General features: G+C 62.0%; 12 protein-coding genes and 1 pseudogene. 10 read left to right on the top strand and 3 right to left on the bottom strand.

Going from position 1 to position 14,050, the window contains the following annotated elements:
- Window positions 1–196 precede the first annotated feature (196 nt).
- From GGR20_RS16980 to GGR20_RS16970, 3 genes are read right to left on the bottom strand one after another with little or no spacing between them, the layout of a single operon-like run.
- Entirely contained in the window at window positions 197–1,747 is a 1,551-nt protein-coding gene (locus GGR20_RS16980) for a coiled-coil domain-containing protein (RefSeq protein WP_183312547.1), read from the bottom strand.
- A 4-nt stretch (window positions 1,748–1,751) separates the two neighbouring features.
- Window positions 1,752–2,690 carry a DUF6384 family protein gene (locus tag GGR20_RS16975; protein WP_183312546.1) on the bottom strand — a complete coding sequence of 313 codons (939 nt, stop codon included), beginning with the start codon at window positions 2,688–2,690 and terminating at the stop codon, window positions 1,752–1,754.
- Between the two features lie 45 nt (window positions 2,691–2,735).
- Window positions 2,736–3,962, bottom strand: a complete 1,227-nt coding sequence (locus GGR20_RS16970) for an RLV_5639 family protein (protein ID WP_420827457.1) — start codon at window positions 3,960–3,962, stop codon at window positions 2,736–2,738.
- A 217-nt stretch (window positions 3,963–4,179) separates the two neighbouring features.
- Between GGR20_RS16970 and GGR20_RS16965 the strand changes: the two genes are divergently transcribed.
- From GGR20_RS16965 to GGR20_RS16925, 10 genes and pseudogenes are all read left to right on the top strand, one after another.
- The gene (locus GGR20_RS16965) at window positions 4,180–4,644 is read left to right on the top strand and encodes an SRPBCC family protein (RefSeq protein WP_183312545.1); all 465 of its coding nucleotides are present in this window, start codon (window positions 4,180–4,182) and stop codon (window positions 4,642–4,644) included.
- Window positions 4,645–4,759: 115 nt separating this feature from the next.
- Entirely contained in the window at window positions 4,760–4,882 is a 123-nt protein-coding gene (locus GGR20_RS19010; protein WP_276511952.1) for a hypothetical protein, read from the top strand.
- Between the two features lie 180 nt (window positions 4,883–5,062).
- Window positions 5,063–6,064, top strand: a complete 1,002-nt coding sequence (locus GGR20_RS16960) for a BMP family lipoprotein (protein WP_210283236.1) — start codon at window positions 5,063–5,065, stop codon at window positions 6,062–6,064.
- 28 nt (window positions 6,065–6,092) lie between these two features.
- Window positions 6,093–7,643 (top strand): annotated as a pseudogene (locus tag GGR20_RS16955) (ABC transporter ATP-binding protein); the annotation flags it as partial.
- Window positions 7,644–7,759: 116 nt separating this feature from the next.
- Complete coding sequence (locus tag GGR20_RS16950) at window positions 7,760–8,848, top strand: ABC transporter permease (RefSeq protein ID WP_183312543.1); 1,089 nt, start codon at window positions 7,760–7,762, stop codon at window positions 8,846–8,848.
- Window positions 8,848–9,822 carry an ABC transporter permease gene (locus GGR20_RS16945; protein ID WP_210283235.1) on the top strand — a complete coding sequence of 325 codons (975 nt, stop codon included), beginning with the start codon at window positions 8,848–8,850 and terminating at the stop codon, window positions 9,820–9,822. The genes GGR20_RS16950 and GGR20_RS16945 overlap by 1 nt, the downstream gene beginning before the upstream one ends.
- A gap of 28 nt (window positions 9,823–9,850) precedes the next feature.
- Window positions 9,851–10,255, top strand: a complete 405-nt coding sequence (locus GGR20_RS16940; protein WP_183312541.1) for a cytidine deaminase — start codon at window positions 9,851–9,853, stop codon at window positions 10,253–10,255.
- 2 nt (window positions 10,256–10,257) lie between these two features.
- The gene (locus GGR20_RS16935; protein ID WP_183312540.1) at window positions 10,258–11,052 is read left to right on the top strand and encodes a purine-nucleoside phosphorylase; all 795 of its coding nucleotides are present in this window, start codon (window positions 10,258–10,260) and stop codon (window positions 11,050–11,052) included.
- On the top strand, window positions 11,049–12,038 hold the full coding sequence (gene deoC / locus GGR20_RS16930; RefSeq protein ID WP_183312539.1) for a deoxyribose-phosphate aldolase: 990 nt from the start codon (window positions 11,049–11,051) through the stop codon (window positions 12,036–12,038). Before GGR20_RS16935 ends, deoC begins: the two co-directional genes overlap by 4 nt.
- A gap of 118 nt (window positions 12,039–12,156) precedes the next feature.
- A partial coding sequence (locus GGR20_RS16925; protein ID WP_183312538.1) for an aldehyde dehydrogenase family protein occupies window positions 12,157–14,050 on the top strand: 1,894 nt, incomplete at its 3' end.

The following is a 14,050-nucleotide window of genomic DNA, read 5'->3' as shown; positions in this document are numbered from 1 at the left end:
GTTCGGGTACGCTTCCCGGTCTTGGTACGCAATAGACGGTACAGATCGTACAAAGCCGCGCTGGGTCATGCGCAAGAACAGCAGCTCTGCGTCTTGGGCGCACCGGTGCGGCGACCTGCACTGGCTTGATTGTGGACAATCACCAGAAACAGGCTTTGAGGATTCAACCCCGGACCGGCGTCGGGCTGCACCGCGCCTAGAACCCGCCGCCAGTCTTGAAGCCGCCATGCTTGCGCGAGCCTGATCCGCCCGTTCGGGGCCGTGAGAAGCCACCGCCGGAAGAACCACCGCTCCAGCCGCCGCCAAAACCGCCGCGTAGCCCGCCTTTGGATCTGCCCTTTCCGCCACCAGTGCTGCCAAAGCTGCTGTCGGGCCATTGAAAACCACCGTCGCTCGGCGGCCAGGGGCTGGATTTGCGCTGCGAACTGCGTGTGCTCTTGTAGCCCGCGCCCCATTCGCTGCCTGGCGCCCAGTTCTGGCTTTTACGCCACTGGTCCCAATAGCTGGCAGCTGAAATGCCGCCGCGCAGGAAGTCGTTGAGCAGATCACCGACCAGCCGGTCTTCCTTGAAACTCGAGCCGGGATCGTCGAAGCGCTGCTTCTTGAACTCCCACTGAATGTCTTCCAGTTCCCGGCGCCGGGCCGCCAGTGTCTTGAGGCGCTCGCGCTGTTCGCGGCTTTCCTCTTCCTCTTCGCGCAGCCTGGCCCGGGCTTCGTCGATCTGCGCCACCAGCGTGTCGTCCTGGCCGGTCCGGGTTTGCCGGGCTTCGGCCAGCAGGGTCCGGATGTCCTCCCGGCCCAGCGCCGCCGCCAGTTCAGCCGCAGCGCCCTCGAACGCCGGATCCTTGCCTTCAGCCAGGGTTTGCAGCGCCTCGGCTGCCGCATCGCGCTCGTCCTCGAGCCGCGCAATTTCGGCGTCCAGCGTCTCTACGCTCTGCTGCTCCACAGCAATGGCCTGGCGCAGCGGCTTGCCCCCCGCTGCATCCACCGCCGCCATTTCCAGCGCCGCCAGCTCGGCTTCAGCCGCGCTCACATTGGCTTCCTGCCGCTCGGCATGCTCGCGCAGGCGCAGTGGAATTTCGTTGAGCATGGCGTAGTTCGGCCGCGCCTTGGAAAAATCGACCAGATTGGCCACCATGCCGTCGAAATAGCGGATCAGATTGCTGGCCTTGTAGGCCGAGGTGCCATAGCCCGCCTCCCAGAGATACATGAACAGCGGATCCTCGCGATAAGGTCGTCCCTTTTCCTCGCGGTCGGCCTCGGCCTGCTCGGTCTTGCGCAGCGATTGCTCGGCAATCCGGTCCAGCTCTTCGGTTTCCGCCCGTTTGGCCGCATAGACCGGGTCGGCCGCAAGCTTGCTGGACTGGGCCGCGCTCAACGACCTGAGCTGGGACTGCTGCTCCTCAAGCACGGCAATAGCGGCAGCCCGCTTCTCCGTCAGCTCGGCGCGGCTGGCGTCGAGTGCGCGGATCGATTTCTCGGCCTTGCTGACATCTTTCGCATGCGCCTTGAGCGTCTCACGGGCGCGCGCCTCGGCGGCAGAGATGCGCCCGTCCAGTTCGGCCTGCACGACAGGGTCGAGCCGCAGCCGGGCCAGCTGGCGAAACAGCTCGGCCTCATGCTCACGGATCTTGCTCGCTCGCTCGGCGGCGCGCGAAACCCGCTTGGAGAGTTCGTCTTCTTCCCGGCGAATGTCGCGCATGGCCTCTTCAAGGCTGGCCAGGGCCTGGGGTCCGCGAATGCTCATTGGCCTACCACCTGGTCACTGCGCCGCCCAGCACCGGCACGGCATATTCAACATCGAGGAAACCATCGGATTTGCGACCCATGAGATTGGATTGAATGATGCCATCATCCCGCTTGTCGGCGGCCACCGAGTCATAAACGCTTTCGGACACGCGTACGCCCCAGATATCGACCTCTTCGGTCTCACCAGTCTCTTCATTAAGGACCGGCAGGGTCAGCGCATTGCCATCGGGGTCGAGCGCCTCTACCACCACATAATAATTGGTCGCCTCGGTGTTGATTTCGGGAAAGGTCCAGAAGCCGGACTGCACGCCCTCGCGATTGACCACCCGCAGCACATATTCGAGCCGCAGCTGGTCGCGCAGTGCCGTCAGGCGTGCTACGGCGTCTTCGGCGCCAGCACGATCGCCTTCCGCCGCCAATGCCTTGCCCCGCTCGACCAGCGCTTCGGCTTCGGTCACCGCCTGCTGCACCTTGGTCTCTTCGTAGATGGTCTGGTAGAGCGCATCCATCTCGGCCGGCAGGCCCTCGCTCAGCTCCATGCGAGCCTGTTCAACCTGACCACGCTGATAGGGTTGCCAGACGCCGAAATAGCCCACCCCCGCTGCCACGAGCGCGATCAATCCGACCATGAGCGGTCGGCCCCACTTCTTGCGCTCGACGTAAAGCCGCGCCAGCGTCGTTCTAAAACCGGGAGCAGGAGGCTCATAGGCAAACCGGCTTTCGGCCAGCGCAGAAACCCCTTCCTTCAGGATATGGTCGGGGACCTCGATGCCCTGCTGGTGATAAACCGCACGCAGTCTCTCGATGAGCTGCTGCTCGCGGGTCACCCCCTCCAACTCCCGCGCCACAAGATCCTGCCGGTGGCGGAGAGTGTCGACCACATCCATCGCCAGCATGACCTCGTCCAGTGGAGCGGAGGGTGTCGCCGTCGCCTTACTCATGCAGCGCCTTACTCAATGCAATGCCTTTACCCCTGGCCTCGTGGTTCAGCCCTTGGTGTCGAGCAACAGGGCATTGCCCTCGGCCGCCAGCGTCGCCAGGCGCTTCTTGCCATCTTCGACAGCGTCGCGGATCTCCGCCGAATTCCTGGTCGAGGCCACCCGCATTTCATTGATGATGCTGCGGCTCTTTTCCTGGAAATTGACCACGCTATCGACCAGCTTCTTGACTGCATCGGCGCGCACGGTCGGGCCGTAACCAGCCTTGATCGCTTCTTCCTGCACCTTGTCGCCGATCTCGGAGAGGGTCTCGAGCGACTTGCTCATGCCCTCCTTCATCGCGTTCAGCGTCTCGGTCGATTCATGCAGTCCGAACATGCCGGTAAATGAGGCCGACAGGGCCGTCAGCACGGTTTCATTGGTCGAGAAGAACGAGATCGACTGCTGGTAGACCCGTTCCTTGGCATTGGTGGTCTGCATCAGCCGAGCCATCACCACTTCCGAGGTGTTGTAGGAGATGGTCAGGTTGTCCGAGAGATCCTTGGCGATCTGGTAGCGCTTCTCCTCGTTCTGCATTTCGCGCAACCGCTCATCGCGAGCCATTTCCAGCCGCGCCCGGTCGGCCGGGACGTCTCCGGCATAGGCGGCCAGCTCGTCGGCGGCCTTTTGCAGAGTTTCCTTCTTTTCCCGTAGCCGCGCTTCAGCGGTCTGCAGCACTTCGAGCGCCATCACTTCGGACTGTTTCAGCGCGCCGCGGAAATCTCGGTAGGCCTCAAGAATAGTGTGCTCGCGGTCGATCTGGTCCTTGGTGTCCGACGTGACCTCGAGATAGGTGTCGCGGATCTTGTTGAAGCGGGTGGCGATGTCGCCCCGGCTCACCTTCATCCATACATTGGAAGCGCGCTCGAACAGGTCGATTTTGTTGTCCTCGAGCTGGTCCACCATGCCCTTGGCGTCGTCGCGGATGGAATCGAAGCCCTTAGTGATGTCCTCATAGCGCTCACCGATCTTCATGGCAGCGATCTGCTCGCGCACCACTTCGTTAAAGGCGCTGGCCTGGCTCAGCGTGCGGCCGATCAGGATCACGCGGGTTTCATCCAATTCGGTAATCTGCACCAGAAGGCCGGTGATCGGCGCTTCAGCCTGCTGTTCGGGCCAGATGCCCAGGTCGCGAATGGCATTGACCGCCTTGTCCAGATACTGCAGCGGCTTTTCGGACATCACCGACATGTTTGATGCGCTGGCAGTGGTGGCTGTGGTCACTTGATCGGTCATCCCTGGCTCCCTCTGGGCATATGGCCGGGCTGGCGAAGCTTGCGGCCCTCTCTAGATTGCGTCTGCGGGACCGGCTGACAATTGCAACTGCACGACCCGGCAACTATTTAGTCCATATTGGTGCGAAAAAGCCGCACGTAAAGACTTGGGGGAAGATCATGGCCGCAAAGCACGACTGTTTTGTCTCCGCGCCGATTGCAGCGAGGACGCTGGCCTGATGGATTTTGGTGGACGCTACCGCATCGGGGCCAGTCGCGTGCTGGTCTGGGAAGCCCTGAACAACCCTGAAATGCTCAAGGCCGCCATTCCCGGCTGCAGCCACATCGGTTGGACCGGACCGGATACGCTAGATTTGGCAATCACCGTCAATCTCGGTGTCGTCAAGCCGGTCTTTAAAGGCGAGTTGGTGCTGACAAACGTCGTCCCGGCGGCGAGTTACACCCTGGCCGGCAAGGGCAAGGGCGGGCTGCTTGGACTGGCCGAAGGGGCAGCCGATATCGTCCTGGCCGACGATGGCGACCAGACCTTGCTGTCCTTTACCGCCAGGGGCGGCGCATCGGGGCAGATCATGAAACTGGGCAAGGCCGTGATCGGCAACTCGGCGCAAAAGATCATTGATGGATTCTTCGAACGCTTTGCTACCGCCATGGGGGCGGAAATCGAGCCGCTCAGCCCGGCCTGAGCGCGATCTTCAGGAAGAGTTAACCATGCCGGAATCGGCCGCAACTCGGCCATGATTTCGCCGCTGGCCATGCGCTAGAGAAGCGGGATTGCAACAGCTTGATTCAAATCCCATCATGTCCACAGACACTCGTGACAGTCTTGCTCTCTACATTATCGCGGCAGCCGCGATCCTTGTGACAATGTTTGTCGATGTTGATCTGGGGCGGCTCTTCCAGGCCCTGCTATCGCGCTTCTGAGTCAGTTTCTTTCCGGTCCTGCTGGGCAGATCTCTCAACCATTTTTGACCAAATGGGAAAAATTAGCGCCTTCCCTCTTGCGGCAGAGGCCATTGCACGATTTTATCCGCTGTTAGCGCACGCAGATTGACCTACGGACTTAGGTTCCGGTGCTGGTGCGAGACAGGGAGACATGATTCAATGAAAATTTCGACCTTTACCAAGGCCGTCGCGAGCGGTGTTGCACTGAGCGCAGTGATGGCCGGTGCTGCTTTCGCCGATGGCGCGCTCGTCTACGACGGTGGCGGCAAGTTCGACAAATCGTTCAACGAGGCGGCCTACACCGGCGCCGAGCGCTTCCGCGAGGAAGGCGGAGCCTACCAGGATCTGGAAATCTCGGGCGACGCCATGCGCGAGCAGGCCGTTCGCCAGTTCGCCTCGCGCGGCAACAATCCGATCGTGCTGCCTGGCTTCTCCTGGGAAACTGCGCTGCGCGCCGTGGCGCCGGAATTCCCCGATACCAAGTTCACCATCATCGACACCGTCGTTGATCTGCCAAACGTCCAGTCCGTGGTCTTCAAGGAGCAGGAAGGTTCCTACCTGGTCGGCGTTCTGGCAGCGATGAAGTCGGAAAGCGGCAAGATCGGCGTCGTGCCGGCCTTCAATTTCGACCTGCTCGAAGCCTTTGCCTGTGGCTATGCGCAGGGCGCCAAGTCGGTGAACCCAGATATTGAAGTGCTCGAGACCTATGTCGGCACCGGCTTCGATGCCTTCAACGACCCGGTCAAGGCGACCGAAGTTGCCAAGTCCCAGCTCGATCAGGGCGTGGACGTGATCTTCCAGGTCGCCGGCGGTGCTGGTGCAGGCGTGCTGCAGGCTGCCGCTGACGCCGGCAAGTATGGCATTGGCGTGGACTCCAACCAGAACCATCTGCACCCCGGTGCGGTCCTGACCTCGATGATCAAGCGCGTTGATGTGGCCACCTACAACGCCATGAAGGGCGTCGAGGATGGTACTTGGGAGCCGGGCCTGATCGTCCTCGGTCTGGCGGAAGACGGCGTCGGCGCTGCCTTTGACGAGCACAATGCCGATCTCATCACTGATGAGATGATGGCTGCTGTCGAACAGGCCTCCGCCGACATCATCTCGGGCGCTGTCACCGTGCACGACTACCGCACCGACAAGAACTGCGACGCCCTGTAAGTCTTGAAACGAAAAGGGTGAGACTGCGATGACAGGTCTTAACCCGACAAACGAGCAGCGGTCCTCCGGGGCCGCTGCCTCTGCGCTCGCTATCGAGCTTGTCGGCATCAACAAGCATTTCGGTTCGGTTCACGCCAACAAAGACATTCACCTCGCCGTCAAGCGCGGCACGGTGCATGGCATTGTGGGAGAAAACGGGGCCGGCAAATCGACGCTGATGTCGATCCTTTACGGTTTCTATACCGCCGACAGCGGCACCATTCATGTGGACGGCGTTGCCCACAATATCACCGACAGCCGCCATGCGCTCGCCCTGGGCATCGGTATGGTGCACCAGCACTTCATGCTGGTCGACAATTTTACCGTGCTCGAAAACGTCGTCCTGGGCGCCGAGGATTCGGCCCTGCTGACGCCGACGCTGAACCGCGCGCGCGGCCACCTCAAGGACCTGGCCCGGGATTATGGGCTCGATATCGACCCCGATGCGATCGTGGGCAACCTCTCGGTGGGCCAGCAGCAACGCGTGGAAATCCTCAAGGCGCTCTATCGCGGCGCCGAGACTCTTATTCTGGACGAGCCCACCGGCGTGTTGACGCCGGCCGAGGCCGACCATCTCTTCCGTATTCTGGGCAAGCTCCGGGCGGAAGGCAAAACCATCATCCTGATCACCCACAAGCTGCGCGAGATCATGGCGATCACCGACGAAGTCTCGGTCATGCGCCAGGGTGAAATGGTCGAAACCTTGCCCACCGCCGATACATCACCCGAGCATCTCGCCGAGTTGATGGTGGGGCGCCGCGTCTTGTTGCGGGTCGAAAAAGGCGCCGCCAAGCCCGGCGATGTGCGGCTTGAGGTCGAGAACCTCGTTGTCACCGACGATTTTGGCACGCCGCGCGTCAAGGGTGTCAATTTCCAGGTGCGCGCCGGCGAGATCGTCGGCATTGCAGGGGTGGCCGGCAACGGTCAATCTGAGTTGCTCGAATCCATTTCCGGCATGCGTGACCAGAAATCGGGCACCATTCGCGTCCACGGCAATGCCCTTAAGATCAGCGGTGATGATGGCGCGAGCCGGGCGCGGCGGGCCGGGCTCGCCCATGTGCCTGAGGACCGCCTGCGCATGGGACTCGTCACCAAGTTCAACGCTTGGGAAAACGCCATTCTGGGCTATCAGGATGATTATGGCGAAGGACCGGCCCTGGACATTTCCGCTGCACGCGACGCAGCGCAGGAATACATGAAGAAGTTCGATGTCCGCCCCGCTGACCTCGACCTCAAGACCGCCAATTTCTCTGGCGGAAATCAGCAAAAGCTGGTCCTCGCCCGTGAGATGGAACGCGATCCCGAAGTGCTGATCGTCGGCCAGCCGACGCGCGGTGTCGATATCGGCGCCATCGAGTTCATCCACAACCAGATCATCAAGATGCGCGATGCCGGCAAGGCTATCCTGCTCGTCTCGGTGGAGCTGGACGAAATCCGCTCGCTTTCGGACCGCATCCTGGTGATCTTCGATGGGCAGATCGTGGGTGAGGCCGATCCGGCGACCGCCGACGAAACCGAACTGGGTCTGCGCATGACAGGGTCGCACGCCGACAATGTCGAGACTGAGCCGGGCACCCTGTCCGAGCATGAAACACCCGTAGATCAGACGCTGGTCGAAATGAGCCCCAAAGACAATTCCGGCAGGGATACCAACTGATGACCCCATTGCCACGCTGGGCCGATGTCGTACTTCTGCCATTTCTCAATGTTGCCCTTGCCTTCCTGATCGGCGGGCTGATCGTTCTTTCCGTCGGGCAGAACCCGCTTCAGGCCGTCGGCATCATGCTCTACGGGGCCTTCGGCTACGGTTCGGGCTTCGGCTACACGCTCTACTACACTACCGATTTCATCTTCGCCGGCCTCGCCGTCTCGCTCGCCTATCACGCGGGCCTGTTCAATATCGGGCCCGAAGGTCAGGCCTATGTCGGGGGGCTGGGCGTAATCCTCATCGGGTTAGCGCTCAATGGCATGCATTGGGCCCTGGTTTTCCCGCTGATGATCGTGTGCGGGGCGCTGTTTGGCGCCGCCTGGGCCTTTGTGCCGGGCTATTTACAGGCCAAGCGCGGCAGCCACGTGGTGATCACCACCATCATGTTCAACTTCATTGCCGTCTCGATGATGGGCTATATCATCAGCCGCATATTGAAGCCCGAAGGTGTCAATTCCGACGAAAGCGCGCCTCTCGACGCCATAACGCGCGTGCCTCAGCTTCGCAGCTTTATCGAGCTGTTCAAGAACTCGCCCGTCAATCTCACCTTCTTCCTGGCAATTGGCGCTCTGGTTCTTGTCTATTGGCTGATCTGGCGCACCAAGTTCGGCTACAAGGTCCGCACCGTTGGGAACAACCCGGTGGCGGCCCGCTATGCCGGCATTTCCACCCAGAAGACTATCATGGCAATCATGGCCCTGGCCGGGGCTTTCGCCGCCATGGTCGCGGTCAACAATGTTGGCGGTGTGCAGGGTCGTCTCATTCTCAACTTCGTCAATGGCGCCGGCTTTGTGGGTATCGCCGTGGCCTTCATGGGCAAGGGGCACCCGGTCGGGGTCGGCTTGTCGGCCCTACTGTTTGGCATGCTCTACCAGGGCGGCCAGGAACTCGCCTTCCAGATGCCGGGTATAACCCGCGAAATGATCGTCACCATCCAGGCGCTGGTGATCCTGTTCACCGGAGCCATGGGCGACATGATGCGCGGACCGCTCTCGCGCATGTTCTTCCAGCCTGACGCACCGGCGGGAGAGAAATGATGGAACAGCTTCTCGTCGACGTCACGCTCATCCTCGACTCCACGGTGCGTCTGGCCGTGCCGCTGATGCTGGCGGCTCTTGCCGGTCTGTTCTCCGAGCGTTCAGGCATTATCGATATCGGGCTCGAGGGCAAGCTGCTGGCCGGCGCCTTTGCTGCCGCCTCCATGTCGGCCGTCACCGGATCGGCCTGGCTCGGCCTGCTGGCAGGTATCGCCGCGGCGCTGATGTTCTCCGGCATTCACGGTCTGGCCTCGATCAATTTCAAGGGCAATCAGACCATTTCCGGTGTGGCGCTCAACTTCTTGGCGGCGGGCCTCACCACGTTCCTGGGCCAGTCCTGGTTCCGGCGCGGCGGCTACACGCCCCAGCTTTCGGGCGATCAGCGGTTTAACCCCATCACTCTGCCATTTGCAGAAGAGTTGCGCGATGTGCCGGTGCTCGGCCAGATCTATGGTGAGTTGATCTCAGGGCACAACATCATCACCTATTTTGCCTTCCTTGCCGTGCCGGTTACGGCATGGGTGCTGTTCCGCAGCCGTTTCGGATTGCGGTTGCGCGCCGTGGGCGAAAACCCCAAGGCCATCGACACCGCTGGCATCTCAGTGACGCGTTTGCGCTATCAGGCCCTTATCATCACCGCCCTGCTGGTCGGCATTGGCGGCGCCTATCTCTCGATTGCCCAGTCGGCAGGCTTCAACAACAACATGTCGGCGGGCCGCGGCTACATCGCGCTGGCGGCCCTGATCTTTGCCAAGTGGCGGCCGGGGCCGGCCCTGCTGGTGTGCCTGATGTTCGGTTTCCTTGACGCTGTGCAATTCCGCATCCAGGGTCAGGTTTTCCCGATCATCGGCGAGGTTCCGGTCCAGGCCATCCAGGCGCTGCCCTATATCCTGACTGTTGTACTGCTTGCCGGCTTCATCGGCCGCGCCGTCGCCCCCAAGGCCATCGGCGTGCCTTACACCAAGGAGCGCTAGGTCCTTCGGGCCTGGCGATGACGGCAACATGACAACCGAAGAGATCGACAAGGCCCTGTTCGAGGCCGCCGAGGCCGTGCGCGCCCGGGCCTATGCGCCCTATTCGAAGTTTCAGGTCGGCGCCGCCATTCTGGCAGATGACGGCAAGATCTACGCGGGCTGCAATGTCGAGAACGCGGCCTATCCGGTTGGCAATTGCGCAGAGCCGAGCGCCATCGCCGCCATGCTGGCCGGTGGCGGGACGCGCATCCGCCGCATCTATGTTACCGGCCCGGGCGTCTTGCCCGTGACGCCCTGTGGCGGGTGCCGACAACGCATTCGCGAGTTTGCCGACCCCGGCGTCGAAATTGTGTCCCATGGAGTCGATGGTACCCCGCTGGTGCAAACGCTCAATCAGCTTCTGCCACACAGCTTTGGCCCGGAGCATCTGTAGAAATGACCAAAGCCGCCAAAACCATACGCAAGATCGCCGGGAGGGAGCCGATCGCTGCGGCCATTGTGCTGGGCTCGGGTCTCTCCGATATTGGTGCGTTGCTCGAAGACAAGATCACCATCCCCTATTCGGAAATGAAGGGCTTTCCCGGCGGCGGTGTCTCTGGCCACGGCCGTGATCTGCTGATCGGCCAGATGGGCGGCAAGCGCGTCGCCGTGCTCACCGGCCGCCAGCATTATTATGAACACGGCAATGCCGCTGCGATGCGCCCGGCACTGGAGGCGCTGAGCGAGCTTGGCGCCGAGACCTTGCTGCTCACCAATTCTGCTGGCTCGGTCGATCAGCGCTTCCAGCCCGGCGATCTGATGCTGATTGCCGACCACATCAATTACGCCGGCATGAACCCGCTGATTGGCGAGCCGACCGACCGCCGTTTTGTCAACATGGTCAATTGCTACGATCTCGATCTGCGCGCCAAGGCGACGAAGTTGGCGCAACGGTTCGACTATGCGCTCGGGGAAGGGATCTATTTCTGGTACTCTGGACCCAGCTTTGAAACTGTGGCCGAAATTCAGATGGCCATGCGCCTGGGCGCCAACGCCGTGGGCATGTCCACGGCACCAGAAGTCATTCTCGGGCGTTTCCTAGGCATGAGAGTGTGGGCCTGCTCGTCCATCACCAATATGGGCGCGGGTCTTTCAAGCGAGAATATCAGCCATGAGCACACCAAGCTGATGGCTGTTCAGGGGGCTGAAAAACTCAAGAAACTGATCCCCGCACTGGTGGAGGAACTATGAGTCTCAAGGTCGTCGACAACAAATCCGCCGAGCCGGTGCACAAGCGCAATCCGGGCTATCCACTCGATCTCGACTGGGTCGAACGGGTGCGCATGAACCGCTCAGCGTTGGAGCGCCGGGCCGGTACCATCGGCGCCCGCCGTACGGTCAAGAAGGACTACCAGCTCGCCTGGCTCCTCAAGGCGATCACCATGATCGACCTGACCACGCTCAACTCCGATGACACGCCGGGGCGCGTCGAGCGTCTCTGTGCCAAGGCTCGCCATCCGGTGCGGCAGGACATTCTCGACCAGCTCGGCATGTCTGGCCGCCGCATCCTTCCCGGTGCCGTCTGCGTCTATCACAGCTTCGTCGATACCGCCGTGCGGGCCCTGGAGGGGACCGGCATTCCCGTCGCCGCCGTATCCACGGGCTTTCCCCATGGCCTGGCTCCGGTCGAGACCAAGATCGCCGAGATCGAGGCTTCGGTGAAGGATGGGGCAAAAGAGATCGACATCGTCATCGAGCGCGGCATGGTGCTGCGCGGCGACTGGCAGGCGCTCTACGATCAGGTCAAAGCCTTCCGCAAGGCCTGCGGCGACGCGCATATCAAGACCATCCTCGGCACTGGTGAGTTGGCCACCCAGACCAATGTCGCCAAGGCGTCGCTGGTCTGCATGCTGGCCGGCGCCGACTTCATCAAGACCTCGACCGGCAAGGAAAAGGTCAACGCCAATCTCGTTACCTCGCTGACCATGATCCGCATGATCCGCTGGTTTGCCGAAGAGACCGGCATCGAGATTGGCTACAAGCCAGCTGGTGGCATCGCCACGGCGGGGGACGCGCTCAAATACATGGCGCTGATGAAAGAGGAACTGGGCACCAACTGGCTCCAGCCACACCTGTTCCGCTTCGGCGCGTCGAGCCTGCTGACCGATATCGAGCGGCAGCTCGAACATGGTCTGACCGGCCACTACGCGGCCGATTATCGCCAGCCCATGGTGTGACGCGTGTGAAGGGGATCGGCCCCTCATCCGGCGCTGAGCGCCACCTTCTTCCCGCCGGGAGAAGCATCAGCGGCCCTGCCGCACCCCAAGAATTCAGGCACTCGCGAGGAGGCCACACATGAACAAGATCGCGCAAATCTTCGATAGCCTTGACTACGGCCCGGCCCCCGAAGCGCCCGATCAGGCCATTGCCTGGCTCGACAGCAAGGGCCGCAAGTTCGGCCACTTCATCGATGGCAAATGGACCAAGCCGGGCAAGACCTTTACCGCCGACAACCCGGCTACCGGCGCTTCGCTGGCCGAGATCACCGATGGCACCGCCGCTGATGTCGACGCGGCCGTTAAGGCGGCTCGGGGCGCCTTCAAATCCTGGAGCGCCCTTTCCGGCTATGAGCGCGGGCGCTTCCTTTATGCCATCGCGCGCATGATCCAGAAGCATAGCCGACTCTTTGCGGTGCTCGAATGCATGGACAATGGCAAGCCGATCCGTGAAACCCGCGACGCCGACATTCCGCTGGCGGCCCGGCACTTCTACCATCACGCGGGCTGGGCCACCCATCTGGCGCGCGAGTTCCCCGACCATGTGCCCTATGGCGTTTGCGGCCAGATCATTCCGTGGAATTTCCCGCTCCTGATGCTGGCCTGGAAGATCGCACCGGCCCTGGCCGCGGGCAATACCGTGGTGCTCAAACCGGCCGAATTCACCTCGCTCACCGCGCTGCTCTTTGCCGAAATCTGCGAGCGCGTCGGCCTGCCCAAGGGCGTGGTCAATATCGTCACCGGCGAGGGCGACACCGGTGCGGCCATCGTCAATCATCCCGATATCGACAAGATCGCCTTCACCGGTTCGACCGAGGTAGGAAAGATCATCCGGGCCGCAACGGCTGGCTCGGGCAAGGGGCTGAGCCTCGAGCTGGGCGGCAAGTCGCCCTATATCGTCTTTGAAGACGCCGATCTCGACAGTGCGGTCGAAGGTCTGGTCGACGCCATCTGGTTCAATCAGGGCCAGGTCTGCTGCGCCGGCTCGCGCCTTCTGGTGCAGGAAAGCATCGAGGAGCGCTTCATCGCCAAGGTCAAGGCGCGTATGGCCAAGCTGCGCGTCGGCAACCCGCTCGACAAGTCGGTCGATATCGGCGCCCTGGTCGCTCCGGTGCAGGTCGAACGCATTCGCGATCTGATGAAGAAGGGTATCGCCGAAGGCGCCGAAGTCTACGAACCCGACTTTGAACTGCCCGGCGGAAATTGCTACCTCAAGCCCGCCCTGGTCACCAATGTCTCGCCCGCCAACACCCTGGTCGCCGAAGAGATTTTCGGGCCGGTCCTGGTTGCGATGAGCTTCCGTACACCCGAGGAAGCGGTGGCCCTGGCCAACAACACCAAATATGGCTTGGCGGCCACGCTCTGGAGCGAGAATATCAATCTCGCCCTCGATATCGCGCCCAAGCTCAAGGCCGGGGTGATCTGGATCAACGGCACCAACAACTTCGACGCCGCTGTCGGCTTTGGCGGCTATAAGGAAAGCGGCTTCGGGCGCGAAGGCGGCCGGGAAGGCATGAGCGTCTATCTCAAGCCCGCCTGGGAAAAGACGCTCAAGGCAGCCCCGCCCGCAGCCCCGACAAAACCGGCAGCGACAAACCCGCTTGATACCGGCAGCCTCGACCAGACCGCCAAGATGTATATTGGTGGCAAGCAGGCACGTCCCGACAGTGGCTACAACCGGCCTGTGCTCGGTCCCAAGGGCGAGTTGGTCGGCGAAGTGGGTGAGGGCAACCGCAAGGATATCCGCAATGCGGTTGAAGCTGCCCGCAAGGCGCTGGGCTGGGGCACGACCGCAGCCCATGCGCGCGCGCAGATCCTCTATTACCTGGCTGAAAACCTCGATTACCGGCGCGACGAGTTCGCCGCCCGCATCAAGGCGCAGACCGGCGAGAACGGTGCCGAGGAAGTCGCCCTGTCGGTGGAACGCCTGTTCGCCTTTGCCGGCTGGGCCGACAAGTTCGATGGTGCGGTGC

Origin of the sequence: Devosia subaequoris (genome assembly GCF_014197055.1) — a bacterium.
Classification (GTDB): Bacteria; Pseudomonadota; Alphaproteobacteria; order Rhizobiales; family Devosiaceae; genus Devosia; species Devosia subaequoris.
This window is presented reverse-complemented; position numbering and strand designations above follow the sequence as displayed.